We start from the raw sequence: 25,310 nt of genomic DNA, 5'->3' as shown, positions 1-25,310 counted from the left end.
AACTGGGAAGCCCATGTCAGTTCCGACAGCGCGCTCACCTAGCGCGACGCCAGCAGCGTCGCCAGGTGGACGCCACCGCGGTCCGCCAGCTGCGCGGCCTGGGTACGGCACGAGAAGCCATCCGCCAGGTACACGGCCTCCGGATGTGCCGACAACGTGGGCAGCAGTGAGTGTGATGCGACCGCGACCGACAGATCGTAGTGGCCCGCCTCCATGCCAAAGTTCCCGGCTAGGCCGCAGCAGCCCTCGAGGCGTGTGACGCGCGCTCCCAACGATTCGAGTAGCGCCTGGTCCGTGTCCCACCCCATGACGGAGTAGTGGTGGCAGTGCGGCTGCGCCACGATCTCGACGCCTTCCAGGCTCGGCAGGTGACGGGCGGACGCGGGAACCGCAGACAGTACCTCCGCAAGGGTGTGGGTCGCGCCCGACACGAGCGCCGAACGTGGGTCGTCGGGCAGCAGGTCCGCCAGGTCGTCGCGCAGCACCGCCGTGCACGATGGCTCGACGCCGACGATTGGGATTCCCGACGCGGCGAAGGGGGCGAGTGCGCCGAGCAGTGACGTGAGGTGCTTCTTGGCCCCGGTCAGCTGACCCGTCGTGATCCACGTGAGCCCGCAGCACGCGTCCGGCGCGACGATCGGAGCGAAACCGTTGGCCTCGAGCACGTTGACGACCGCGCGCGCACCCGTGTCGTCCAGGGTCTGGCTAAACGAGTCCGCCCACACGAGCGCGTACGGCCGCCCGCCGGGATCGCGCGGGCCGCTCAGGATCGGGGAATCCGGCAGCGACGAGGCAGTGGTCGCCTCGCGCTCGCGGGCAGAGGTGCCGGGGTCGGAATGGGGAGGCACGGATGTGGCGAGCAGCGACCGGCGCCGAGCCCACGCGGTGAAGGTGCCGGACTGGAGGTCGGGCATGCCACGGCGAGGATCGAGGCCAATGATGCGGAAGGCCATGGATCGCAGCGGTGCTACCGACATGAGGGCGTTCGCGACGGCAGCCAGGCCGGGCACGCGCGCGGTGACGCGGGTGAGTCGCGGCAGCCAGCCGAGCGTGTAGTGACTGAGGGGACGCAGGCGTCCTCGGTAGGTGCGGAAGAGTGCTTCGGAGCGGTAGCGGGCCATGTCGACTCCGGCGGGGCAGTCGGCCGAGCAGGCCTTGCAAGCCAGACACAGGTCGAGGGCCTCGAGGACCTCGGGGGAGTCGATGGCTTTGACGAGCTGTGAGTTTGCGGCCTCCTGGAGGATGCGAGCGCGGCCTCGGGTCACGTCCTTCTCGTCGCGTGTGGCCAGGTAGGACGGGCACATGAAGGTTCCCGATACTCCCGCGCGGCACTTGCCTACGCCGGTGCAGCGGTGGACGGCGGCTGTGAAGTCGCCGCCGTCGTGGGTGAATGCGAATCCGCCGTCCGCGGGCATCGGGTGGGCGGCCACTCGTCGTAGGTTGCGATCGAGGGGATCGACGCCTGGCTGCAACTCCACGGAATTGCCGGCGAAACCGGCAGTGCGCGCCTTTGAGCGGGAAGCGGCCTCGGCCTCGTCCATGGGCGCGGCGAGGACTCCCGGGTTGAGGAGGTTGCCCGGGTCAAAGACGTGCTTGACGCGCGCGAAGAGGTCGAGCATCTCGGGGGAGTACATGAAATGCAGGAGCTCGCCGCGGGCGCGGCCGTCGCCGTGCTCGCCGGAGACGGAGCCTCCGTGCGCGGCGCAGATACGGGCCGCGGACTGCAGGAATGCGCGCGAGTGGGCGACGCCCTTGGGGGTGTCGAGGGGCATTGCGAGGCGCACGTGAACGCAGCCGTCGCCGAAGTGACCGTAGAGGAGGCCGTCGATGTCGAACTCCTCCATGAGGGCGGTGAAGTCCCGCAGGTAGTCCCCGAGGTTTTCGGGTGGGACGGCCGCGTCCTCGAAGCCGGGCCAGGCCTGCTGGTCGCCGCCGCCCGCGCCGTCCGGAGGCGTACGTCCGCCCAGGCCCGCGCCGTCCGCGCGGATCCTCCACAGCGCCGAGGCCTGTGCGCCCGGCGGGTAGACGACCGTATCGACGGCGGCCGAGTCGGCGCACAGGGCGCGTGCGCGCTCAAGGGTGACCTCCAGGTCTTCGCCGGGGGCGCCGACCTCGACGAGGAGCCAGCCGTCGCCCTCGGGCAGGGCGGGGACGGCGCCGGGCCCCTTGTGTGCGCGTACGACGTCGACGAGGCGGCGGTCCATACCTTCGACGGCGAGGGGCGAGTGGGCGAGCAGTGCGGGCACGTCGTCGGCCGCGTCGATCATGGAACGGTAGCCGAGGGCCGCCAGGACCGGGGCTTCGGGCAGGGGGACGAGACGCACGGTGATGGACAGGATGAGGACGAGCGTTCCCTCGGTGCCCGCGAGCATAGCGGCGAGGTTGCGCCCTCCTTCGGGGGTGAGGTGCTCGAGGGAGTAGCCGGAAACCTGGCGCTTGAATCGGCCGAGCTCGGTGCGGATGGGGGCCAGGTTCGAGTCGATGAGCGAGGCGAGGCCGGGCACGTCGCTGAGTGCGCCGTCGTGTCCGGTCGTGGCCGTGAAGCGTCGGCCCTGTCCGTCGACGCAATCCAGGGACACGATGTTGTCGCAGGTGCGTCCCCATGCGGTCGCGTGTGGGCCGCACGCGTTGTTGGCGACCATGCCGGCGATTGTCGCGCGGTTCTGGGATGAGGGGTCAGGGCCGAAGCGCAGCCCGTGCGTGCCCGCTGCTGCCTGCAGGGTGGAGCCGACGCAGCCGGGCTCGACGGTGGCGGTGCGGGCCTCGGGGTCGATGGAGACGACGCGGTTCATGTGGCGCGAGAAATCGAGGACGAGGCCGGGGCCGATCGCATTGGATGCGCACGAGGTGCCGCCGCCTCGGGCGGTGAGGGGGATGCCGTGGGCGCGGGCGAGGTCGAAGGCCGCGATCGCCTGCTCGGGCGTGCGGGGGAACGCGACGGCCAAGGGCGGGATGCGCGTGAGACCGGCGTCGGAGGAATAGCGCGCTCGCGTGCCTCTCGAGGAGTCGACGTCGATCAGTGTGCGCAGGTCCGTCAGGAAGCTCTCGCTCATGATGCCAGTGTGTCACGATGGCGCGGGAGCGGCCCGGGGTATCCGGTGTGCGGATGCTCGCGCGGACGGGGTGTGGCTGATTGACAAGGAAGAGGGCCGTGGCATTTCGATGCCTGCGGCCCTCAGATTAGGCGGGTTCCGGGTCGTCGCGGAACAGGTTTGGAAAGGGTGTCACGGGGACAGGCATGCGCTCGACAGGAGGGAAGTGAGGGCTGACTGTCTGGTCAGGATGCGGATACATGCGCGGCCATGAGTGAGTGTCCAGGCGGTAGGGGGATAATTCGCGGCGAGTCTCCTCGGATGCCGGAACTCGTGGTTCTGGTGCCGAGTATTCAACGATGCGCAGGTCTTTTCTGCCCATTGTTCGCCACCCTGTCTGTTGCTGATAACCTGATGCGCAGTAGTCTAACCACTTGGAAGATGATCTGTCATCCGTTCCGTGCGCAACACAAGGTATCCTACACGACATTGGTCCCATGTCGGCAGGAAAACAGGAATAGTTGCTCAGAACATGTCAGCGCTTGGATTGTGCCTTCGTCTGAGCTGTATTGACCTGTGCCTGTCGTTGTGTCCATACGCTAACTGCGCTCGCGAGGGCGAGCGCGGTTAGCGTATGCGCGTCAGTGGCCGGGGTTTGACGTCGCGCATGGACGCGGTCTCGGCCTGAGGGGCTGGGATAGCGCCTCGGGGTGGGCTAGTTCACGAGTGGCGTGCGAGTGGATCTCCCGGCATGATGTCTGGCGTCGTAGGTGGCGGTGTTTTCGCTTCATTGGGTTCCATGTATTGCTTCATCCAGGGATTGCGATCGAGCTCCGTAATTTTTCCTTGAGCAGTTTGGAGCGCTTCCCACTCTTCGTCCGTCGTCTGCTTGCCGCCGGCGACGATGTTGGCGAAATCCTGAGACGTTCGGGTGCCTTCGTCGAAGTAGGACATGTGGTTATCGAACGACAATGCTCCGGTAGCAACCGCATAGTTGGAGGAGCCGGTTGTGTCGCCGCTCAGATGGGTGATGCCCTCCAGCTTGCGGGGATTGGTTCCGTACGAGGCGTCAGGACCCAGTCCTTGGACAGCGTCGCCGTAGGGGGTCGATGACTCGTAGACGTGGCCCTCGGGCAGACCGTAGGCATCGATGTTACGCACGCCTGATCCGGGAGAACCGAACATGACGAAGTTGTCGATGGTCCCCGCGGCCATCATGGGCACCGACTTGCCGGAAGTCGTTGAGCCGTAGGAGTGGCCGAGGAGCGTGTTGGTGAACTGGTGGCCCCGAGCGTCTGCGCTCGCGCGCAGTCCCTCTTCGAAGCGGGCCAGCTTGGGTGCAGCCCGGTCCGCGTAGCCGATGTCCGCCGCCTGAACAAGATCCAGTCCGGAGTTCTTCGGTGCCACGTATCCGAGGTAGGAGATCGTCGCGACGTTTCCGGGGTCGACTCCCGCGTGGGCGGTCTGTGCCCTCAGGCGATCGTTGAACTTCATGTAGTATCCGAGGTCTCCACGCACGTTTGTGCCGATGCCGGGGACGGTGGTTGACACGTGGGTCGCGGTGTCGGGGTTGCCGGAGGAAACGATCGCGGTCGTGCGCTTGTACTTCTCGTCGTAGTCAAAGTCAAGCAGGTAGGCGGGGGCGAGGCCGTGAGTCAGTCGATAGCTAGGATCCGTTTGCGACTTGATGACTACGAGGTCCTGGTATGCCTCTTTTGCTCGATCTAGCTTCTCTTTGGCGGCGAGTTCCTCCGAGTTCATGTGGCCTGATCTCGGTTCGCCGGAGAGGCGTGTGCGGGCATCGTCGTATTCCTTTTGTGCGTCCTTGACGGCCTGCTCGGCATCCGCAAGGGCACCCGGGCGATACTTTCCCTTGTTGTCAAAATAGCCGTTGAGGGCGTTGCGGTTAGCCCTGTCTCGCGCCACTGCGGGGAGGCCGTCGAGGTGGCGAACCTCGTCTGGGCAGTGGTCGATGAGGTGCTTCTGTTGCTTCTCGGGTAGTGAGTTCCACCAGGCGGCAACCTGGGAGGGCGTCCAATCCTTCTTTGGGTGGTCGGGAACGCCGGCGACTTTGTTGTCTTTCTTGTCCCCGTCGGTGTAGGTGTCGGTGTTGATGTCGCTGAGCGCGTGATAGAGATCCGTGTCGACCTGGTCGGCCTGTTTGAGGATCTTCCCGATGTTGATGCTAATGGAAGCCAGGGCGATCGACGGTTCCCCTTGCTCGTTCTCTGTGCCCTTCCCGGTGACGCTACCGTCGGAGAGAATCGTGCAGTCGTTCGCCTCAGCGTATGCCTGTAGGGCGTTGATGTTTGCCATGACGGTCGCGACCCCGTCTCGTGCGCCTTCGATGGCGATGAGAGCACCGTTGACGTTGGTGAGCGCGCGCTCAAGCGAGGCGAGGTTCGAGATGGTTGTCGCGCGCATGGCTGTGACGGCGTTGCCCTGCGACTGGACCGCCTGCAGTGCCCCCTCGCCCTGTTCGTAGGCGCTGCGAAGGCCGCTGCTTGCCTCGAAGAGGTCGCTCCCGATGGAGTCAAGGGGACCTGTCTCCCACGCGATGATGTCTGCCCACGAGATCGCCATGCTTTACTCTCCCTTCGCGGGGCCGACGGGCGGGCAGGGTTCGGGTGTGCTCGCCATGATCTGTTGGAGTGACTGCTGGTTGATGTCTTCGGTTGCCTGGAACTCGGTGGCTGCCGCCTGAACGTTGTCCGCGAGCCCCTCGAGGGAGGTCTTCAAGGCTGTCAGCTGATCCTCCATGTGTTCGCCCGCGTATTGGGCCTGCTTGTAGGCCGAGCCTCCCGGCATGGCCGACTGGACCTGGGACAGGTTGAGGGGCAGTGTCGTGTAGGTTGCGATGCTTGCGGAAAGTTCGCGCAGCTCAGTGGAAAACTTTTCGAGGTCGCCTTGGCGGATGTCGAGGTCGGGCATCGGAGTTGTGTCCTGGAGTCGAAATTGTGCGTTACTAGTCCACTATTCTACCGACATGAAGGAGCGTGGTAGCGGCGGGTTCGTGCGGTGAGATGGCAGGCGAATGCATCTCGTTCGCACACATGATTACCTGGTATCTATCGCAATGTCCCCGTGTCACCCAAGTTTCTTTTGGAACGTATGAAACAATGGCCACGAGCGCCCCATACACGTGAAGGAAAGAGCGATGGCCCTGTTTGAGTTCGAGGATGGTCACCTCGTACCCGCTCAATTCGGATACCCGGTCGCCCAAGACCTGGGACCCGACCTCGTCGACGCTATCTGCCAGCAGGTCCTGCAGATTGTTTCGCGTCCTCTGTTCCCCGTGACCTGGCGCGACATGACCGGCCAGGACGACGAGGAGACGCCCCGCCTGACGGCTCTCGACGTGACCGGCCAGATTGTCTCCGTCGAAATCCTCAAAGAACTTGACTCCGAGACCCTCATTACCTCCCTGTCCCGACTGGCAGAGGTCGCCTCGATCTCCTGGTCGGATCTCGCCGCCGAGTACCCGTCCGGCCCCGAGGGCTTCCGCGCCGGTTGGGCGCAGTTCCGCGATTCGATGCCCCCTGCCGTCGGCCCGGGTCCCCGCCTGATCATGGTCGCGGGCGACATCGACCCCTCCGTGCGCCCCGCTCTGTCCGTGCTGGCGACCTCCGGCGTCGAGGTGCACCTCATGAACCTGCGCCAGATGTCCAACGGCCGCCTCTTCCTCGACGTGAACGCGGTTGGCCCGCGCCTCTACGGTCACGCCCCGCAGCTCCTTGCCTCCGCCACCGCCGCCCCCGAGATCACCGTCGCAACCGAACAGCCGGCTCCCTTCGAGGAAAGTGCGCCCGCAGAGTCCGCGATCCCTGCGCCTGCCAAGGAGGGCGCCGAGGCCTTGAACGAGGAGGACTCGGAGACCCCCACGACGCTCCCCACGCCGAAGGTCGCCCCGCACCTGCGCGAGGTCTTCACCTACCCGATCGACGAGGAGCCCCCGGCCCCCTGGAAGCCCGCAGCCGAAGAGTCCTCCACCGAAGACTTCTCCGACGAGCAGCCCGTTAGTGAAACCGCCGAGCACGCCGAGCATACCGTCCACGGCGACGACTCCGAGGATGCCGAGGCCGAGCTGGCCGACGAGCTCCTCGATCACGAAGACAACGTCGCTGAGGCTCGGGAGCATGAGGCCACGGAGGAGAACGCCGACGACGTGGCCGATGAGTCCGCCGTCGACGCTCACGATGACGCCGATGCGCCCGTCGACGAGTCTCACTCCGAGGAAGCCCCTGAGCAGGCCGACGCCCAGCAGGCCGACGATGCGTGCACGGATGACGCCCAGCAGGCCGACGAGCAGCAGACCCCCGAGGAGGAAAAGCCTCGCTGGGAACGCCCCGCCCACATGAGCCGCCGCGCCACGCGCCGCGCTCGCGAGGAGTCGAGCGAACTCAACGATGACGGTGCGACCGACGCGGCCACGGCCTCGTCCGTGGATCGCTCCGAAGAATCCCCCGAGGTCGCCCAGGCACGCGCGGAGGGCCTGCCGGTCCTCGGCCGCGACGAGACCGGACTGCGCACCCTTGCGGAAATTCTCGGCCAGGACACGCCCCTCGTTGCCCGCAGCGAGCTGGGCCTGCCCGCCGACCTGGTGCTCGCCGCGAGCGGCGCCATCTCGGGCGCTGGCCTGACCTACCCGTCGCTCGACACCCTGCTCACCGCGCGCGGCCTCGGCCATATCGACGCGTGGGGTCAGGTGCGCATCGGCGACCGCCTGGGCCCGACCCTGGCCGAAGCCCTCGACGAGATCAACCGCGAGATCGTGCGCGAGTACGCGCAGGCTCCGCGCGGACAGCACTCCGCCAAGCACTGACGCGACTGCGGCGGGCGTCCACATAACGCGACGCACGCGCACGAAGAGAGGCCCGGGATCGCGCGATCCCGGGCCTCCTCGCTACCTGAGGCTCAGTGCACGAAAGCGTCCAGCCAGCCGCGCATCGTCGCGTACACGGCCTCGCGCACGGGAGCGTCCGACAGGACCAGATCGTGCTTGCCGGGGAAACGGGCGATCGTCACCAGGTCCGAGAGGCCCAAGCTCCGCTGGGCGATAACCGTGGGATCCAGGACGGTGTCGGACGTGAAGACGCGCTCGCACCACTCCTCCTCGAAATAGGCCGACGTGGACACCATCGACAGGACCGGGCAGTCCAGGTGTACGCGCTTCTCGATGGTGTCGTGCCCGGCCATGATCGCCTCGAGCCACGAGGCGGGGACCGGGTAAGATTCGGGGCGCTTCCATTCCTGGATGATCGGCCAGCCGGCGACCGACGGGTCCTCTGCTGATAGCCCCTCCGGGATCGGAAGCTCCGAGGAGGCACGCCCCGCGAGCGATCGGCCGTAGTGGCCGGTCCCGCCCGAGGGCACCTCCCACATGGGGTTGCGCGACGCGATGCGCCCGATGACGGGAGCCATCGCCCCGCGCCAGGCGGCCATCGACTGCATCTCCAGCCAGCCCGAGTTCAGGATGAGGCCAGCCAGGACGCCCGGGTGGCGGTGCGCCCACAGGGTCGCGATCAGGCCGCCCGTCGAGTGGCCCATGAGGACGATCGGCTCGTCTTCGCGCTCGGAACGGATGATCTCGATGGCCTCTCCGATCTCCTCGTCGTACGCGGACAGGTCGTCGGCGTAGCCGATCGTCTGGTGGGGGCGCAGGGAACGCCCGTACTTGCGCATATCCAGCGCGTAGAACGCCGCGCCCGCGTCAACCAGCTGCTGCGCCATCTCGGTCTGGAAGAAGTAGTCGTTGCGCCCATGCAGGTATAGGACTGTCATGCGGGCGTCAGCGGGCGGGGTCGCGCGCACCAGTGTGGCCACGCAGGGCCCCTCCGCGTCGTCGAGGAGCTCGATCGTGCGCGACTCATACCCGTCGCCGAGGATGTCGGCGCGCCACTGAAGCCCGGGAGGGCCGTCCTCTCCCCACGGGGCCATGACGTCGCGCTCGGGGATTCCCTCGGGCGACGAGGCTGGGGTCTCCACCCTGGACAGGTCAGGCAGACCGCTCGTGTCCGGGATCGGCTCGTCTCCGGGCGTGGGGTCGCTGGTAACGCTCATGGGGTCAGCATAACGCGCGAGGCCACCCCGGCCTCGTTGATGAGGAGGAGGAACCGGGGCGACCTCACGGAGAAAGGGTGCCGATCAGGCGAAGGAGGACGCGCGCGAGGGGATGCGCTCGTTGAGGAACTCGTCGAGGAGGGCGGTCAGCTGGCCGTGCTCGATGAGGAAGCCGTCGTGACCGTGATCGGAGTGGATCTCACGGTAGAACGCGCCCGAAATACCGGCCGCCATCTGCCAGACCTGCTCGGGGAAGAACAGGCGATCCGAGTCGACCGCGACGACGAGCGTGCGCGCGGTGACGGCCTTGAGGGCCTCAACGACGCCGCCGCGGTCGCGGCCCACGTCGTGGGACAGCATCGTGCGGCACAGCGCCACGTAGGAACCTGCGTCGAAGCGACGCACGATCTTCTCGCCGTGATAGTCCAGGTAGGACTCGACCGCCAGGCGTCCGCCGTGCAGCGGATCCTCGTCGTTCTGGGGGATGCGACCAAAGCGCTCGTCCAGCTCCGAGGGGGAGCGGTAGGTCGTGTGCGCGATCTGGCGGGCGAGCGCGAGCCCGGCGGTGGGGCCGGGGCCCGCGTAGTAGTCGCCGCCGCGCCACGCCGGGTCCAGCTCGATCGCGCGGATCTGCGTGTGTGTCCATGCCGCCTGGTCGGCGGTCGTCTGCGCGCCCGAGGCCACGACCACGAGGCGGCGCACGCGCTCCGGGTAGCTGACGGCCCACTCGATGGCGCGGTGTCCACCCAGCGAGGTACCCACGACGATGCTCCACTCATCGATGCCGAGCAGGTCGGCCAGGCGGGACTCGGCGTAGACCTGGTCGCGCGTGGAAATCACGGGGAATCGCGAGCCCCACGGTGCGCCGTCGGGAGCGGGGGACGCCGGGCCCGTGGAGCCCTGACAGCCGCCCAGAACGTTCGCGGCCACCACGTAGTAGCGGTCCGTGTCGATGATGCGCCCCGGCCCCACGATCTGCTCCCACCAGCCGGGGGTCGGCTGGCCGGGCGCTGCCTCGCCGCACACGTGCGCGTCGCCGGTGAGCGCGTGCAGGATGAGGACCGCGTTGGACGAGGCCTCGTCCAGCTCGCCCCACGTCTCGTAGGCGAGCGTCACGGAGGGCAGGATCTCGCCGTTCTCGAGGCGGTGAGCGCCCAGGTTCGCGAACTTGCGGAAGGCGACCGGGTCGCCCTCACGCCACGCGCCAGACGTGGGTGCGGGGGGCAGATTGTGACGGCTCATGATGTCCTTCTTTCGCAGGGGCGCTTCGCTGTCGCGGGAGACGGGGGAGGGGGTATCGGCGGCCTCGGAGCCTCAGGAGTGTCTATCGCCGAGGCCGCCGACGGGTCTGTTAGGCCGTGGCCGCGTGGGCCGCGTCGAAGCCGAGCTCCAGGTCGGCGAGGATGTCCTTGATGTTCTCCAGGCCGATCGACAGGCGCACGGTGCCGGGCGCGACGCCGGCCTTGACCAGCTCCTCCTCGGTCAGCTGCGAGTGCGTCGTCGACGCGGGGTGGATGACGAGGGACTTCGCGTCGCCGATGTTGGCGACCACGGGCAGGAGCTGCACGCCGTCGGCGAAAGCCCGGCCGGCCTCGTACCCGCCCTTGATGACGAAGGAGAGTAGGCCGCCCGTGCCCAGCGGCGCGTACTTCTTGCCCAGCTCGTAGTAGGGGGAGGACTCCAGGCCCGCGTAGTTGACGGACTCGACGTCCGGGTGGGCCTCCAGGAAACGGGCGACCGCCAGCGCGTTGGAGACGTGGCGCTCGATGCGCAGGGACAGCGTCTCGATGCCCTGCGAAATGAGGAACGCGTTGAAGGGGGAGGTGACGGCGCCCAGGTCGCGGTTGATGAGCGTCTGGATGCGCAGCAGGAACGCCAGGTTCGCGCCGAGCGCGCCGCCCACGCCCAGGTCACGGGCGTAGACGAGGCCGTGGTAGGACTCGTCCGGCGTGTTGTAGAGGGGGAAGCGCTCGGGCTGGGAGGCGAAGTCGAAGTTGCCTGAGTCGACGATCGCGCCCGCGATCGTGGTGCCGTGACCGCCCAGGTACTTGGTGGCCGAGTGGACGACGATGTCGGCGCCCCACTCGATCGGGCGGATCAGGTAGGGGGTGGCGACCGTGTTGTCGACGATGAGGGGCACGCCGACCTCGTGGGCGACCGCGGCGATCGGCTCGATGTCGAGGATGTCGCCCTGCGGGTTGGGGATGGTCTCGCCGTAGAAGGCGACCGTCTTGTCATCGGCGAGCGCGCGCCAGGCCTCGGGGTCGAGGGGGTCCGCGACGAAGCGGGTCTCGACGCCCAGGCGTCCCAGCGTGTTTTTCAGCAGGGTGACGCTGCCGCCGTACAGGGAGGGGGAGGCGACCACGTTGTTGCCGGCGACGGCCAGGGCGAGGATCGACAGGGCAGTCGCGGATTGGCCGGAGGAGACGAGGAGGCCACCGACGCCGCCCTCGAGGGCCGCGATGCGGGCGGCGACGCCGTCGGTCGTCGGGTTGGTCAGGCGCGTGTAGATGGGGCCCAGCTCCTGCAGGGCGAAGCGGCTCGCTGCCTGCGCGGTGTCTGCAAAGGCGTAGGAGGAGGTCTGGTAGATGGGCAGTGCGGTCGCGCCGGTGGCGGGGTCGAGGTTGTATCCGGCGTGAATCTGCTTGGTTTCGAAGGACCAGTCGTTGGCGGTCATCGTGCGGCTCCTTAGGAGAGGGGTGGTTCGTCTCTGATTCCCCTCCGGCGGGCCGCAGATGCGGTGAAGTGAACATGCGTCGAGGCGCGTCCCGCTGTCGGGGGACTGCGCGGCAGTCGCTTGTGCTGACGCGCAGTCAGCGGCACATTCGACGGTTCATGCCTTCAATTGTTTGTCATTGACGAGGACTGGGCGCGATGGTCCCGGATGGTGGACTTTTGTGACAGGTGGGGACGTGGTGTCGGGATGTGTGAGGAGGCTCGCAGTGGTGGTTGAAAATGTTATGAAAGCGCAGGTGTTTGCACGGTAATCATGGTGTTGGTGTTGCGAATTCTGCGATTGTTGCATGTGTGAAAGTTGAGTTTTATGGTGTGTTTGTTGCCAAGCGTGACGAAAGTGGATAGGCTCTTTCCCAGTACGCGCGCTCCGGCGCACCCAATTGGACGAGATGAGACAACGATGAGACGACGCGGAACCATTCGCATGGGCCTGACGGCTATCGCCGCCTGCGCCCTCCTCGTGCTGCCCCAGATGGCGCAAGCCGCCCCCTCTGAGGAAGAGATCGCTGCCGCCCAGGCTGCCGAAGAGGCCGCGAAGATGAGCGTCGCCCAGATTGAGGTCAAGCTCGCCGAGGTCAGTGCCCGAGCAGCAACCGCGACCCAGAATGCGCAGATCGCCGGCGAGGATCTCAACGAGGCGAACATAGCCTTGTCCGAGGCGACCGAGACGGCGACCCGGGCTTCCTCCGAAGCCGATGCCGCCGAAGCCGCCTTCCAGGAGGGCAAGCAGCAGATCGCCTCCGTCGCCCAGGCCGCCTACCGAGGCGGTGGCGGCACGCTCGACTCGCTTGCCCCCTACCTCGACTCCGACGGACTGCGTACCGTCGAGACGAAGCAGGCCGGCATTAACTCCTTCTCCTCCTCGGCCGAGGCGAAGATGCAGAACGTCGCGGCTCTCGAGCAGGTCGCAAAGGTGACCCGCGATGCTGCGAACTCCGCGCTCGCAAACCAGCAGGCTGCCACCGACGCGGTCAAGGCCCGCACCGACGCCGCCAACGAGGCCGCGGCCGTCGCGCAGAACGAGGCCGCGATTGTCGCCGCCCAGCGTGGCGCCTACGTGCAGGAGCTCGCGACTAAGCAGAACACGACCGTCGACCTCATCAACCAGCGTGAAGCCGCCCTCGAGGCCGAGCGTCAGGAAGCTGCGCGCATCGCCGCCGAGCAGGCAGCCGCTGCCGCCGACGCCCAGCGTCAGGCCGACGCTGCCGCTGCCGCTGCTGCTGCCGCCGCAGCTGCCCCATCCCAGGCATCGTCCTCTTCGGACGACGAGGACGATGACGACGACTACTCGTACTCCGCGCCCTCGTATTCCGCGCCCTCCTACTCCTACGAGGAGCCCTCGTACTCGGCGCCCTCCTACTCGGGTGGCGGTGCCGACACGGCAATCGCGACTGCGAAGAGCTACCTCGGCGTGCCCTACGTGTGGGGCGGCGAATCCTACGGCGGCGTGGACTGCTCCGGCCTGACCATGCTCGCCTGGGAGAGCGCCGGCGTCGACCTGCCGCACCTGTCTCGCGCGCAGTACAGCTACGGCACGCACGTGCCGATCGGCTCCATGGAGGCAGGCGACCTGATCTTCTGGTCCTCCAACGGCACACAGTCCGGCATCTACCACGTCGCCATCTACCTGGGCGGCGGCCAGATGATCGAGGCTCCCACCTTCGGCGTGCCCGTGCGCATCACCGGCGTGTACAGCTGGGGCTCGATCATGCCCTACGCCGTGAGGCTCTGAGCCGCATCGTTGCTTGACGATCCGGGGCCGCGCAGACTGTGTGTCTGCGCGGCCCCTCTCAAGCAGTCAGCTCAGTGCTCGCCCTCGTGCTCCTTCAGGCGCTCGTAGGAGCGGCGAATCTCGGCCTCGGCCTCTTCGCGACCCACCCAGTGGGCGCCCTCGACGCTCTTGCCGGGCTCGAGGTCCTTGTAGACCTCGAAGAAGTGCTGGATTTCCAGGCGGTGGAACTCCGACACGTCGTCGATCTCGGTACGCCAGGAGGCGCGCTGGTCCGAGGCGGGAACGCACAGGACCTTGTCGTCGCCGCCCTTCTCGTCGCGCATGCGGAACATGCCCAGCGCGCGGCAGCGGATCACGCAGCCGGGGAAAGTGGGCTCCTCAAGGAGGACCAGGGCATCCAGCGGGTCGCCGTCCTCGCCCAGGGTGTCGTCGATGAAGCCGTAGTCATCAGGGTAACGAGTGGACGTGAAGAGCATGCGGTCCAGGCGGATGCGGCCCGTCACGTGGTCGATCTCGTACTTGTTTCGGTTCCCCTTGGGGATCTCGATGGTCACGTCAAACTCCATGGCCGCGCCTTCCTCATTAGCCCCGAAACTCGGGGGTCCGGTTGGTTGTGTCGGCGCATGGACAGGTACTGTAGGTACCGAAGTAACCACGAAGGGAAATCCATGCATCGCACGTCTATGGGGGCCATTGTAAGCGCTAGCGCCGCACTCGTGGCGACGGCGGCGCTGGTGGGTGCCGGTTGTTCGACGCAAACGGCTACTCCGGCGGACGCTCCCACGGCCTCGACGCTTGAACCCGCAACGATTTCCGGTGATGCGAAGGGCGCGAAGCTGCCGGTTTCCGCCGAGGACGTCCAGGCGCTGTGGGCGCCGGTCGCGGCAGCTGCGGCTGAGGGCGGCTACACGGCGTGGGGCACGGTCGTGGACGCCGAGACTGGTGAGGTCCTCCTGGATGCGGCCGCCGCCACCCCTCACACGCCCGCCTCGACGACGAAGACCCTCGCGGCTTTCTCCGCGCTGCACCACCTGGATCCGACGGCGACGCTGACGACCAGCGCGCTCCTCGGCGCTGACAACCAGACCCTCTACCTGGATTCGGAGGGCGATCTGCTCCTGGGAATTGGCACCTCCGACGAGGTTGAGGTCTCGGGCCGCGCGGGCCTGCAGACCCTCGCGAAGGACACGGCCGCGGCCCTGGCGCAGCGCGGCATCACCTCCGTGACCCTGAATTGGCGCGGCAGTCTCTTCGAGGGCGCCTCGCACCTGTCCTCCTGGGACGCACAGGAAGTCGGCTCCTACGAGGGCCACGTCGGCCCCATGGCGATTGACGCCGGACGCACCTACGAGGGCGCCAACGCTTTCTACTCGGACGCGCCGGGACGCGTCGCAGAGGTCTTCTCGCAGGCCCTCAGCGCGGAGGGGATCTCCGCGACCCTCGGCGAGGCCGGGGATCCGCCCGCGGGAGCGGGAGCCGTGGCCCAGGTGAGCTCGGCGACGATGGGGGAGCAGCTGCGCTGGATGCTCGCCCACTCGGATAACACCCTTGCCGACCAGTACTGCCGTTTCGCCGCGCGCGCTGCGGGAGCCCCCTCGACCTATGACGGCGCCACCGAGACGGTGCGCAAGACCCTGACCGAGGCCGGTGTGCCCACGGAGGGCCTGACCCTCGAGGACTGCTCGGGTCTGTCCAGCAACGACAAGATCAGCGCACACACCCTCGTCGGCGTCCTCAAGGCCTCGTACGAGGGCACGGGCACCGAGGCGAACACGATGCGCCTCCTGCCGTGGGCGGGCCTGGTGGGCACGCTCTCCAAGCGCATGACTGAGGAACTCGCGGCCGGAAACGTGCAGGCGAAGACGGGCGCCCTCCAGGAGGTCACCTCCCTGTCCGGTTCCGTCATGACGAAGAGCGGGCGCGTCCTCCTCGTGTCGATCGGCCACGACAACGTCACCGAGGGCGCCTACGCCACGCGCGGCCACCTCGACGCCTTCGAGGAGGGCCTCGCCGGGCTAGACTGAGGCCATGGATATGCCGTTTGGCCCGCGCAACGTCGCGGGAGTTCTCGCTTCGTTGTCCTACGCGGGGCCCTCGGCCTCTCGCGTGGGTGCTTCCGCCGTCGTGGCGCGCCTGCGCCGCTCGGTCGCATGGTCGGATCGTCGGCTCGCCGAGCTGTCCACCCTGCCCGAGGCCTCCGAGAAGGTGGCGGGCTCCTCGACCCTCGTCGTCGACCGTCGTGGCCTGATTCGTTCGGTCGGATCGCTCCTGGAGAGCTTTGAGGACGCGCGCACGCCCAAGGTCTTGGCCGCCGAGGCAGTCATTCTGCGCGCCCTGGCCAAGGACGCGACGGGCATCTGGGACGTGCGCTTTGGCCGCCGGATCCTCGTGGCCCCCAACGTGCTCGCCGACGCGCAGCGCTACGCCCTGGACCAGACGGACTGGTGCCGCTGGGTTTCCCTGTGCACGGGTCTGCGCGGCGTCCACCTCACCCACGCCCCTCACCTCGTCCCCTACATCGCCGACCTGATGCGCTCGCTGCCCGAGCGCAGCGACGAACTCGTGCGCATCGTGCTGCTCCTGGACGCCCTGCCCACCGCGGAGATGGAGGTCCTCACGCCTCGCGACCTGCCCTCGATCCAGTGGCTGCGCACCCACCGCGCGCACGCCGGGGGTGTCGGCCTGGTGCGCGCGTGTGCGGCGGCCGGAATGCCCCTGGCCGGGGTCGAGGCCCTGCAGGCGCAGACCGAAGGATTTGCGCGCACCGTCGTGCGCGAGGACGCGATCGCGCAGCTTCTGTCCAGCGTCGAGGCCCTGCCGAGCGCCCGCGAGTACGCGGAGCCGGCAGCGTGGCTGGCGCGTGTGCGCTGACGCCTCCCGCCTCGTGGGTGCGAACCCGCGCGGCCCCCTGCGAGCCTGTTCCCTGGCGGTGCGCGCTTCTCTGACCTCCTTCATCGACAAGGTCGGGGCCCCTCCCGCTCTCGTCGTCGGCCTGTCGGGGGGTGCGGATTCGCTGGCGCTGGCGTTGACGACGATCGACGTGGCCGCGCGCGCGGGAATCCCGGTTGTGACGGTGACCGTCGATCATGGGCTGCGCGCGGGCAGCGGCGAGGAGGCTCGCTGCGTCGCTGATCGAGCGGAATCTCTGGGGGCGCGTGCCGTTGTTGAGACCGTGTCGGTGGAGGGCCCGGGTGGGCCCGAAGGCTCAGCCCGCGATGCCCGCCGAGCCGCTCTGCGAGCGGTCGCCCAGCGTGAGGGTGCCCCGATCCTCCTCGGCCACACGATGGACGACCAGGCTGAGACGGTCCTTCTGCGCCTCGCGCGCGGCTCCGGCCCCTCGTCCCTGCGGGCCATCGCCCCCGTCTCGCGCGACGATGATGGGGTGACGTGGCTGCGCCCCCTCCTCGGGCTGCGGCGAACGGACACGGAGCAGGCGTGTGCCCAGGCGGGCCTCACCCCGATTCAGGACCCGACCAACGACATCGACGGGCCGTGGCGCGCCGCGGACGGCAGCCCCCTGCGCCGCTCGGCGCTGCGCCACGCCGCGATCCCCGCCCTGGCGTCGGCTCTGGGTGTGGACCCGGTTCCCGCGCTGGCCCGCACGGCCGCCCTGTGCGCGGCCGACGACGATGCCCTCACCCAGTGGGCGAGCGCGATCGCGGCCTCGGTGGCGCCCGGGGCGGAACATGACTCAGAGACAGGACACCCGTCCCTGGCGGTCTCCGGCCTGCTGGGCGCCCCCCGAGCGGTGCGTACCCGGGCGCTGCGTGAGGCCGCGCGCGCCGCAGGAATTCGCGCGTTGTCCAGCACCCACGTGGACGCCCTTGACGACCTCGTGGTCGCGTGGCGCGGCCAGGGGCCCATCGACCTGCCCGGAGGCACCGCCTCACGTGTTGGACGCGGCGCGCACGCGCGCATCGCTTTCGCCGCGCGCGAGGTGGGCGCCCCGACGGCACCAGACCCCGCCTAAACAGCGGGAATACACCGCGATAGACCCCACTGGAGCGGCCCGGCACTGCCTGCACGATCACAGGATGTTGCGCTGATAGAGAGAATCCCGTCCTTCCTGGAACAGGCGAGCGTTTGTGTGGCACGCTTATAGTGGAATCGCTCGCGTAGCTTCGATACGAAAAGAGGACACGGTGGACGCCACCGATATGGGTAACGACCTGAAGGAAATCCTGGTCACCGCCGAGGATATGGACCGTCGGCTCGCCGAAATGGCCGAGCAGATCGACCGCGACTACGTGGGCGAAGAACTGCTGATCGTCGGCGTCCTGCGCGGCGCCGTCATGGTCATGGCGGACCTGTCCCGCAAGCTGCACACCCCCCTCGAGATGGACTGGATGGCCGTGTCCTCCTACGGTTCCGGCACCAAGACCTCGGGCGTCGTGCGCATCCTGAAGGACCTCGACCAGGACGTGGCCGGACGCCACGTGCTGATCGTCGAGGACATTATCGATTCGGGCCTAACCCTGTCCTGGCTGCAGGCCAATCTGCTCGGACGAGGTGCCTCCTCCGTCAAGATCGCGACCGCCCTGCGTAAGCCGGAGGCCGCCAAGGTCGACGTGGACGTTGCCTACGTGGGCTTCGATATTCCCGACGAGTTCGTCGTCGGCTACGGCCTGGATTACGCGGAAAAGTACCGTAATTTGCCTTTCGTCGGCACGCTGCAGCCGCACGTCTACAACAACTGAGAACGCCTACCTGTAGGGGACCCACGTGAACGAGAAGATCAAGAACAAACGCCCCAGCCTGGGGTGGGTGATGGTTCCGCTCATCATGCTGCTCGCCGGTGGCTGGTTCGTGTGGGGCTTCTTCGCCCCTCGTGCCGTGACGACCTCCGAGGGCCTCGCGCTCATCTCGGGTGATACGGTCGAGCGGGTGGTCCTCAACGAGGGCACCCAGCAGGTGAATCTGACGCTGACGGAAAACTACGTCCACCAGAGCACGGGCAGTGGCGACCGCACGGCTGATCTGGGTAAGAACGTCTACTTCACGTACTCCTACGTACAGACCAAGGAGATTCTGGACACGGTGGCCGACAAGGCCCCCGCGAAGGGCTGGAACGCGATGCGTCCCCAGTCCGGCATCCTCGGCGGCGTCGTTCAACTGCTGATCTCGCTGATGATCCTGGGCGTCGCATTCTACTTCATCATGCGCTCCATGTCGGGTTCGCGGATGATGGGCGGCTTCACGCAGTCGCGCGCTAAGGAATTCAACCAGGAGCGCCCGGACGTCACCTTCGCGGACGTCGCCGGTGAGGACGAGGCCGTGGAGGAACTCGAGGAAATCCGCGAGTTCCTGGCCTCCCCGGACAAGTTCCACAAGGTGGGCGCACGCATCCCGCGCGGCGTCCTGCTCTACGGTCCTCCCGGAACGGGCAAGACCCTCCTCGCCAAGGCCGTCGCCGGCGAGGCGAATGCCCCCTTCTTCTCGATCTCCGGTTCGGAGTTCATGGAGCTGTACGTCGGCGTGGGTGCCTCCCGCGTGCGTGAGCTCTTCGAGCGCGCCAAGAAGAACGCGCCGGCCATCATCTTCGTCGACGAGATCGACGCCGTGGGTCGCCACCGCGGCAGCGGCATCGGCGGCGGCAACGACGAGCGCGAGCAGACGCTCAACCAGCTCCTCGTCGAGATGGACGGTTTCGACGAGCGCGCCAACATCATCCTGATCGCGGCGACCAACCGCCCCGACATCCTTGACCCGGCGCTGCTGCGCCCCGGGCGTTTCGACCGCCAGATAGCCGTCGAGGCCCCCGACCTGAAGGGCCGCGAGGCCATCCTGAAGGTCCACGCGCAGGGCAAGCCCCTCACCGAGCAGGTCGACCTGCGCCAGATCGCCAAGCGCACGCCCGGCTTCACTGGCGCCGACCTGGCGAACGTCCTCAACGAGGCCGCGCTGCTCACCGCGCGCTCGGACATGCAGTTCATCGATGAGCGGGCCATCGACGAGGCCATCGATCGTGTGATCGCTGGCCCGCAGAAGCGCACCCGCGTCATGAACGACCACGACAAGGCTGTGACCGCCTACCACGAGGCCGGCCACGCCTTGGCCGCCGCCGCCCTGAACTACACGGACCCGGTCACGAAGGTCACGATCCTGCCGCGCGGTCGCGCGCTGGGCTACACGATGGTCATGCCCACCGAGGATCGCTTCAATAAGACCCGCAACCAGCTCCTCGACGATCTGGTTTACGGCATGGGCGGCCGCGTCGCCGAGGAGATCGTGTTCCGCGACCCGTCGACCGGCCCTGCCAACGACATCCAGCAGGCCACGAAGACGGCCCGCGCCATGGTCACCGACTACGGCATGAGCGACCGCATTGGCATGGTCAAGCTGGGCGACGCAGACACCGAGGCCTTCGGTCACGGGTCCGGCGAGGGTCCGCGCTCCTTCTCCGACGAGACGGCCGCGATCATCGACGAGGAGGTGCGTCGCCTCCTCGACAACGCGATGCGCGAGGCGTGGCGGATCCTGTCGGAAAACCGCGCGGTTCTGGACACCCTGGCCTCGCGCCTGCTCGAGGAGGAGACCCTCGACGAGGCGCAGCTCGCGGAGATCTTCAAGGACGTTGTCAAGGCCCCCGAGCGCCCCGTGTGGAACTACCAGTCCGATGCGGCCGTCCCCGGCGTGGTCCTGGGCCACCCCGTGGGCATTAAAGCCGAGGACGAGTTGAAGCCCGTCATGGAGGAGGACGCCGAGGTGGTGCCGACCGATGGCACCGACGCCTCGGGCGTGGAAGGGGAGCAGGCGTGACCTACGATCCCGCTGGCGTCGAAAAGGCGTCGCGCGACCTGCTCGTCGCAATCGGTGAGGACCCGGAGCGCGAGGGCCTGGTCGGCACTCCCGACCGCATGGCGCGCGCGTGGCGCGAGATGTGCAAGGGCCTGACCGAGGACCCGCGCGAGCACCTGCACACCCAGTTCCACGCCGGCACCGACGAGCTGGTCCTGGTCCGCGACATCACCTTCTTCTCGGTGTGCGAGCACCACCTGCTGCCCTTCTACGGCCGCGCCCACGTGGGCTACATCCCGCGCGGCGGCGTCGTGACGGGCCTGTCCAAGCTGGCCCGCGTGGTCGAAGGCTACGCGCGCCGCCCTCAAGTCCAGGAGCGCCTGACTGCCCAGGTTGCTGACGCGATCGACGAGATCCTCGATCCCCAGGGCGTCATCGTCGTTATCGAGGCAGAGCACATGTGCATGTCGATGCGCGGCATCTCCAAGCCCGGCTCTTCGACCGTGACCAGCGCGCTCCGCGGCATCATGAGCGACGGCGCGACCCGCGCCGAGATGATGGCCCTCGTCCTGTCCGGGAGCCGATGACGTGAGTGCCCTGCCCCTGCCCGCCGCCCCGGCCTCGTCCCTGGTCCCGCCACCTCCGGCGCTGCCCGGCGGCCTGAGCCTGCCCAGCGGGCGGACGGCGATCATGGGCATCCTCAACGTCACCCCGGATTCTTTCTCGGACGGGGGACGCTACACGGACGTCGCGGCCGCCCTGCGCCACGCGCGCGCGATGGTGGCCGCCGGAGCGGACCTCATCGACGTGGGCGGGGAGTCGACCCGCCCGAACTCGACGCGTATCAGCGCGGACGAGGAGTGGGCGCGCATCTGCACCATCGTCGAGTCCTTGGCCACTGACGGAGTCATCGTGTCGGTGGATACGCTGCACGCGTCGACGGCCCGCGAGGCCGCGCGCGTCGGTGCGGCGATCATCAACGATGTGAGCGGCGGGCGCTGGGACCCCGAGATGAACGCTGCTGTTGCCGAATCGGGCTGCGCGTACGTCGTTCAGCACTACCGCGCGCTGCCGGGCATGCCGGGGGAGCACTTCGACTACGGGGATGACCTCGTGGGTACGCTCATCGAGCGCGTGGGGTCCCAGGTTCATGACGCTATTGATGCTGGTGTGACAGCTGATAAAATTGTGGTCGACCCGGGCCTCGGCTTCTCGCTGACGGGCGACCAGTGCTGGCAGATTCTGCGCGAACTGCCGCGCTTCCTGCAGGGCGGATACCCCGTCCTCGTCGGCGCGTCTCGCAAGCGTTTCGTCAAGGCCCTCGACGGCGACGTGGACGCGAACAGTGCGGACATCGCCGCCTACTGCGCGGCAGCTGGCGCGTGGGCCGTGCGGGTCCACGACGTAGCAGCCACCGTGGCGGCCATCACCCGAAAGGAGACCGACGTTGACTAACCGACGCGTCATCATCGCCCTGAAAGGACTCGGGGCGCTGGCCAACCACGGCGTCTACGACTTCGAGCGCGACCGCAACCAGCGCTTCAGTGCGGACATCGTCATGTGGGTCGAGACCGCCGGCACCGCCGACGACATCGCCGCCACCGTCTCCTACGCGGACATTGCCGACGAGGCCATGGCCGTCCTCACCGGCACAGCCGTCGACCTCATCGAGACCCTCGCCGAGACCATCGCCTCACACGTCATGAGCCACGAGGGCGTCGTCGGCACCGAGGTCACCGTCCACAAGCCCGACGCCCCCATCGACCACCCCTTCGCGGACGTGTCCGTGACCGTGCGGGCGGGCCAGACCGACGCGATGCCCCTGTCGCTGTCCCTCAAGGGAGTATACGAGGCCGAGGATGGCTCCGTCCTCACCGGCGAGATCGAGGCCTACGGACGCGCCCAGGCCCCCAGCCCCGCCGAGCAGGAGCAGAGCGGCGCCCTGCCCACGCGTCGCGACGTCCAGGCCGCACACGCCGCGCCCGCCCACGATGCAACGCGCCCCGAGCACCTGCGCTCGCGCCGCGTCGTCCTGGCAATCGGCGGAAACCTTGGGGATGTGCCCGTCACCCTCATGCACACGGTCGAGGCGCTGTCCTACATGGAGGGCTTCCAGATCGACGACGTCTCGCCGATCATGCGTACCAAGCCCGTGCTGGCCCCCGGCCAAGCCCCCCAGCCCGACTACTGGAACGCCGTCGTCGTCGGCTCCGCGATCGCGACCCCCGACGAGCTGTTCGCCCAGACCAGCCGCATCGAGCGCGAGCTGGGACGCGAGCGCCACCAGCGCTGGGGCGCGCGCACCGTCGACATCGACATCATTCAGATCGAGGGCCTGGCCTCCTCCGACCCGGTCCTCACCCTGCCGCACCCGCGCGCCAAGGAACGCGCCTTCGTTCTGGCGCCCTGGATCCTGTGTGAGCCCGACGCCGTCCTCGAGGGCGTGGGCCGCGTGTCCGACCTGCTGGCCGACACCCCCGACCGCGAGGGCATCATCGACGCGGTCGACGACTGGCTGGAGGATCCCGCAGCCGTCATGGCCGACTCCGACCAGCTCCTCGCCCTGCGTGCCGAGCAGGCCAGCGCCGACATGCGCGAGCTCATCGAGGCTCTGACCGGCGAGATCAGCCAGGTCAGCGACCTCGTCACCCGCCCGGGCGAGCCCGCCGAGCCGGTGGAGATTCCCGCTGCCCACACGGTGATCGAGGACTCCGGCGACGACGTTGAGGAGGCCGCAGACTCCGAGTCGGCCCCCGAGCAGGCCGAGGAACCCGAGGCTGCCCCCGTCTCCGCCGCCGAGGCCCCTGCCCCTCGCGCCAGCATCTGGAGCCGCCTGGCCGCCGCCCAGGCTTCGGACGAGGCCTCGAGCGCCGAAGAGCCTGAGGCCAGCGAGCCAGAGCTCGATGAATCCGCGTCGCACGGCGTTGACGTGCCCGAGGCCGAAGCTCCGGCCGCGGACGCCGCCGCGCCGGCTGACGAAACCGACGCAGCCCCGCAGGGCGAAGCCCCCGCGGACGAGGCCCCGACCGCCCCGGCGGTGCCCGGCCCGCCCCACCGCCAGCGCCGCCGCCGCGCGGACGAAGCCAAGGCCTCGTCGCGCCCGTCCTGGCACCCCGTGTCCTCCGTGCCCGCCGACTCCCCGGCCGGCCGCATGACCCGCAAGATCGGCACCGGCACCTACAAGCCGAGCGGGACCGAAAAGCCCCGCTGGGCCCCCGTGTTCGAGTCCAAGCGCGAGGAGTCCCGCTCCAAGATCGCGCTGCCCGACTGGAACTTCTCCGTGGGCGCCTCCCACGACGTGCGCGTCGTCGACGACCGCTCCGGCCTGGGGCGCGACGACGAGGCCCCCAAGGCCACCGTGCACGCCGACGGACGTTCCACCATCCTTGCCCCCGGGCTGCCCGACAATACCCCCGTCGGCCCCATCCCCGAGGAAGAGGCCACTCAGACCGGCATCCTGCGCCGCGTTGTTGTGCGGCCCACGATGACGGGTGCGATCCCCATCGTCAAGAGGCGTTAAATGAAACCCCTGTCGATCACCTGGGTGACGCTGGTCGGCTTCGTCTGTGCCCTTCTCAGCTTCCTCGGCTTCTTCGCGCACATGCGTGCGGGAGGCACCCCCATGATCGTCACGCCCGGCCCGGCCGTCGTCTTCGCGGTCGCGACCGCGCTCCTCATCTGGTCCGGCCTGGCCGTGCGCCGCCTGCGCGCCAACAAGGACACGTGGATTGACGCGATCGGCGCGATGCGGGTCGCCGTGTTCGCCAGGGCCAGCGCGATCGTTGGATCCGCGCTCGCAGGCGTCCTCATCGGTGTCATGATCGTGTCCCTCACGCAGCTCGAGGCCTCGGCGATGGTCGCCAACGCGATTGCGTCGGGCCTCAGCGGCCTCGTTGGCCTCGTCTGGATTGTCGTCGCTCTCGTCGTGGAACGCTGGTGCGTGATTAACCCCGACGACGACGGATCTTCGAGCTCGCACAAGCGCAGCGCAGCAGCCTAAGCGCCTCGTGTGGGAGTCCTCTCGCGCGCGAAAGTGAGCCCGCCCCGAGCGTTAGTCGCGCCCCGATGGCGCGGGCCGGTATCGTGGACGCGTGGCTGACCAGCGTAAGAATTCCCCCCGGCGACCCTCGTCCCGTCGCTCCGCGTCCGCATCCGGACGCGCCGGCGACCGCGCCTCCCGAGCCGCAACGGGCGGTCGGGCAGCCTCGAGGCTCGGGGCGTCTTCCGCCGGCGCCTCGACGGCCAAGCGGGGGAGCGGGGCAGCCGCGCGTCGGCCTAAGAAGGCCTCCTCGGGCGGTGGACGTCCGCCCGTGAATCTGTGGCCCCGGCGCATCATCACCGGCCTTGGCCTGCTCCTCATCATCGCGCTCATCGTGTGGGGTATCGTCGCCGCTGTGCGAGCCATCGGGGGAGCCTTCAGCGCCTCTCCTGTTCCCCAGTCGACCCCGCAGTCCGTCGTCCAGTCCGGAGCCCTCGACGCCTCCGGATACACGCTTAAGGGCGGCCAGGAGGCCACCGCCGACGGCCTGCTCACCGACGGCACCACGATCGACATTCCTGCCTGCCTGGACCGCGACATCACGGCCACTGCGAAGGCGAGCCCCGTGGCTTCTGGTTCCGCCATGCCCGTGACGCTCACGCTGGAAAACCGCGGCTCGGTCGCCTGCTCAACGTCGCTGACGCGCTTTAACCTGGCGGTGACGACCGGCGACCACCAGGTCTACGACTCCTCGCGCTGTGCCGACAGCCAGCAGTCTTCGATGACGCTGCTGCTGCGCCCGGGTGGCACCTGGTCCGGCTCGCTGAGTTGGGACGGATACGTGTACACCAACGGCTGTACGGCTCCCGCGGGCGGCGCGAGCGCGGCCGCGGCCGGCACCTACAAGGTGGCCGTCACGATGGGCACGCGAGAAGTCGGTTCGACCGTTGTCGACGTGACGCCGGCGCCCACCCCCGCGCCCACCCCCGCGCCCCAGTCGGGCGCCCAGTCCGGCACACAGTCGGGCCGCTAA

The 25,310-nt window shown here is 68.3% G+C and carries 19 protein-coding genes; 12 read left to right on the top strand and 7 right to left on the bottom strand.

Features of this window, described 5'->3' with window-relative positions; translation table 11 throughout:
* Window positions 1-38: 38 nt before the first annotated feature.
* The 3 genes from FOC40_RS10240 to FOC40_RS10230 all read right to left on the bottom strand — a co-directional run bounded on the left by FOC40_RS10240 (window position 39) and on the right by FOC40_RS10230 (window position 5,963).
* Window positions 39-3,053: an FAD-binding and (Fe-S)-binding domain-containing protein gene (locus tag FOC40_RS10240; protein ID WP_004565485.1), complete on the bottom strand. Its 3,015-nt coding sequence runs from the start codon at window positions 3,051-3,053 to the stop codon at window positions 39-41.
* A gap of 699 nt (window positions 3,054-3,752) precedes the next feature.
* Complete coding sequence (locus FOC40_RS10235) at window positions 3,753-5,615, bottom strand: alpha/beta hydrolase (RefSeq protein ID WP_004565487.1); 1,863 nt, start codon at window positions 5,613-5,615, stop codon at window positions 3,753-3,755.
* 3 nt (window positions 5,616-5,618) lie between these two features.
* Window positions 5,619-5,963: a type VII secretion target gene (locus tag FOC40_RS10230; protein ID WP_004565488.1), complete on the bottom strand. Its 345-nt coding sequence runs from the start codon at window positions 5,961-5,963 to the stop codon at window positions 5,619-5,621.
* 226 nt (window positions 5,964-6,189) lie between these two features.
* On the opposite strand from FOC40_RS10230, the gene FOC40_RS10220 reads away from it, so the two are divergent.
* Entirely contained in the window at window positions 6,190-7,854 is a 1,665-nt protein-coding gene (locus FOC40_RS10220; RefSeq protein WP_004565490.1) for a hypothetical protein, read from the top strand.
* 92 nt (window positions 7,855-7,946) lie between these two features.
* On the opposite strand, the gene FOC40_RS10215 is transcribed toward FOC40_RS10220, so the two are convergent.
* The 3 genes from FOC40_RS10215 to FOC40_RS10205 all read right to left on the bottom strand — a co-directional run bounded on the left by FOC40_RS10215 (window position 7,947) and on the right by FOC40_RS10205 (window position 11,769).
* Window positions 7,947-9,092 carry an alpha/beta hydrolase gene (locus tag FOC40_RS10215; RefSeq protein ID WP_004565491.1) on the bottom strand — a complete coding sequence of 382 codons (1,146 nt, stop codon included), beginning with the start codon at window positions 9,090-9,092 and terminating at the stop codon, window positions 7,947-7,949.
* A gap of 84 nt (window positions 9,093-9,176) precedes the next feature.
* Entirely contained in the window at window positions 9,177-10,334 is a 1,158-nt protein-coding gene (metX, locus tag FOC40_RS10210) for a homoserine O-acetyltransferase MetX (RefSeq protein WP_004565492.1), read from the bottom strand.
* A 109-nt stretch (window positions 10,335-10,443) separates the two neighbouring features.
* Complete coding sequence (locus FOC40_RS10205; protein ID WP_004565493.1) at window positions 10,444-11,769, bottom strand: O-acetylhomoserine aminocarboxypropyltransferase/cysteine synthase family protein; 1,326 nt, start codon at window positions 11,767-11,769, stop codon at window positions 10,444-10,446.
* 459 nt (window positions 11,770-12,228) lie between these two features.
* Here FOC40_RS10205 and FOC40_RS10200 point away from each other — a divergent pair, with 459 nt between their 5' ends.
* Window positions 12,229-13,560, top strand: a complete 1,332-nt coding sequence (locus FOC40_RS10200; protein WP_039929650.1) for an NlpC/P60 family protein — start codon at window positions 12,229-12,231, stop codon at window positions 13,558-13,560.
* Window positions 13,561-13,631: 71 nt separating this feature from the next.
* Here the strand turns inward: FOC40_RS10200 and FOC40_RS10195 are convergent, their stop codons facing one another.
* Window positions 13,632-14,126, bottom strand: coding sequence for an inorganic diphosphatase (locus FOC40_RS10195; protein ID WP_003792014.1), 495 nt, complete (start codon window positions 14,124-14,126; stop codon window positions 13,632-13,634).
* A 102-nt stretch (window positions 14,127-14,228) separates the two neighbouring features.
* On the opposite strand from FOC40_RS10195, the gene dacB reads away from it, so the two are divergent.
* The 10 genes from dacB (at window position 14,229) to FOC40_RS10145 (ending at window position 25,310) form a co-directional block, all read left to right on the top strand.
* Window positions 14,229-15,584 (top strand): D-alanyl-D-alanine carboxypeptidase/D-alanyl-D-alanine-endopeptidase, encoded by a 1,356-nt coding sequence (gene dacB, locus FOC40_RS10190; protein WP_039929651.1) that lies wholly within the window; start codon window positions 14,229-14,231, stop codon window positions 15,582-15,584.
* A 4-nt stretch (window positions 15,585-15,588) separates the two neighbouring features.
* Window positions 15,589-16,431 carry a hypothetical protein gene (locus FOC40_RS10185; protein ID WP_004565497.1) on the top strand — a complete coding sequence of 281 codons (843 nt, stop codon included), beginning with the start codon at window positions 15,589-15,591 and terminating at the stop codon, window positions 16,429-16,431.
* On the top strand, window positions 16,421-17,530 hold the full coding sequence (tilS, locus tag FOC40_RS10180) for a tRNA lysidine(34) synthetase TilS (RefSeq protein ID WP_155844152.1): 1,110 nt from the start codon (window positions 16,421-16,423) through the stop codon (window positions 17,528-17,530). The genes FOC40_RS10185 and tilS overlap by 11 nt, the downstream gene beginning before the upstream one ends.
* Before the next feature lie 172 nt (window positions 17,531-17,702).
* Window positions 17,703-18,257, top strand: coding sequence for a hypoxanthine phosphoribosyltransferase (gene hpt, locus FOC40_RS10175; protein ID WP_039929652.1), 555 nt, complete (start codon window positions 17,703-17,705; stop codon window positions 18,255-18,257).
* Window positions 18,258-18,282: 25 nt separating this feature from the next.
* A complete protein-coding gene (gene ftsH, locus FOC40_RS10170) occupies window positions 18,283-20,319 on the top strand; it encodes an ATP-dependent zinc metalloprotease FtsH (protein WP_004565501.1) in 2,037 nt (678 codons plus the stop codon).
* On the top strand, window positions 20,316-20,885 hold the full coding sequence (gene folE, locus FOC40_RS10165) for a GTP cyclohydrolase I FolE (protein ID WP_004565503.1): 570 nt from the start codon (window positions 20,316-20,318) through the stop codon (window positions 20,883-20,885). Before ftsH ends, folE begins: the two co-directional genes overlap by 4 nt.
* A 1-nt stretch (window position 20,886) precedes the next feature.
* Complete coding sequence (gene folP, locus FOC40_RS10160; protein ID WP_039929653.1) at window positions 20,887-21,753, top strand: dihydropteroate synthase; 867 nt, start codon at window positions 20,887-20,889, stop codon at window positions 21,751-21,753.
* The gene (gene folK, locus FOC40_RS10155) at window positions 21,746-23,818 is read left to right on the top strand and encodes a 2-amino-4-hydroxy-6-hydroxymethyldihydropteridine diphosphokinase (RefSeq protein WP_155844151.1); all 2,073 of its coding nucleotides are present in this window, start codon (window positions 21,746-21,748) and stop codon (window positions 23,816-23,818) included. The genes folP and folK overlap by 8 nt, the downstream gene beginning before the upstream one ends.
* Window positions 23,819-24,298, top strand: a complete 480-nt coding sequence (locus tag FOC40_RS10150; protein ID WP_004565508.1) for a DUF3180 domain-containing protein — start codon at window positions 23,819-23,821, stop codon at window positions 24,296-24,298.
* 91 nt (window positions 24,299-24,389) lie between these two features.
* Entirely contained in the window at window positions 24,390-25,310 is a 921-nt protein-coding gene (locus tag FOC40_RS10145) for a hypothetical protein (RefSeq protein WP_231126019.1), read from the top strand.

The sequence above is a fragment of the Schaalia odontolytica genome (genome assembly GCF_009730335.1).
GTDB classification, from domain to species: domain Bacteria; phylum Actinomycetota; class Actinomycetes; order Actinomycetales; family Actinomycetaceae; genus Pauljensenia; species Pauljensenia dentiphila.
Note: the sequence above shows the minus strand (reverse complement) of the source record. Positions and strands in the feature narration are given on the sequence as shown.

What these genes read in the sequence shown, in the direction of transcription:
- FOC40_RS10240 (WP_004565485.1), bottom strand. Translation starts at nt 3,053, where the DNA reads ATGAGCGAGAGCTTCCTGACGGACCTGCGCACACTGATCGACGTCGAC.
- FOC40_RS10235 (WP_004565487.1), bottom strand. Translation starts at nt 5,615, where the DNA reads ATGGCGATCTCGTGGGCAGACATCATCGCGTGGGAGACAGGTCCCCTT.
- FOC40_RS10230 (WP_004565488.1), bottom strand. Translation starts at nt 5,963, where the DNA reads ATGCCCGACCTCGACATCCGCCAAGGCGACCTCGAAAAGTTTTCCACT.
- FOC40_RS10220 (WP_004565490.1), top strand. Translation starts at nt 6,190, where the DNA reads ATGGCCCTGTTTGAGTTCGAGGATGGTCACCTCGTACCCGCTCAATTC.
- FOC40_RS10215 (WP_004565491.1), bottom strand. Translation starts at nt 9,092, where the DNA reads ATGAGCGTTACCAGCGACCCCACGCCCGGAGACGAGCCGATCCCGGAC.
- metX (WP_004565492.1), bottom strand. Translation starts at nt 10,334, where the DNA reads ATGAGCCGTCACAATCTGCCCCCCGCACCCACGTCTGGCGCGTGGCGT.
- FOC40_RS10205 (WP_004565493.1), bottom strand. Translation starts at nt 11,769, where the DNA reads ATGACCGCCAACGACTGGTCCTTCGAAACCAAGCAGATTCACGCCGGA.
- FOC40_RS10200 (WP_039929650.1), top strand. Translation starts at nt 12,229, where the DNA reads ATGAGACGACGCGGAACCATTCGCATGGGCCTGACGGCTATCGCCGCC.
- FOC40_RS10195 (WP_003792014.1), bottom strand. Translation starts at nt 14,126, where the DNA reads ATGGAGTTTGACGTGACCATCGAGATCCCCAAGGGGAACCGAAACAAG.
- dacB (WP_039929651.1), top strand. Translation starts at nt 14,229, where the DNA reads ATGCATCGCACGTCTATGGGGGCCATTGTAAGCGCTAGCGCCGCACTC.
- FOC40_RS10185 (WP_004565497.1), top strand. Translation starts at nt 15,589, where the DNA reads ATGGATATGCCGTTTGGCCCGCGCAACGTCGCGGGAGTTCTCGCTTCG.
- FOC40_RS10150 (WP_004565508.1), top strand. Translation starts at nt 23,819, where the DNA reads ATGAAACCCCTGTCGATCACCTGGGTGACGCTGGTCGGCTTCGTCTGT.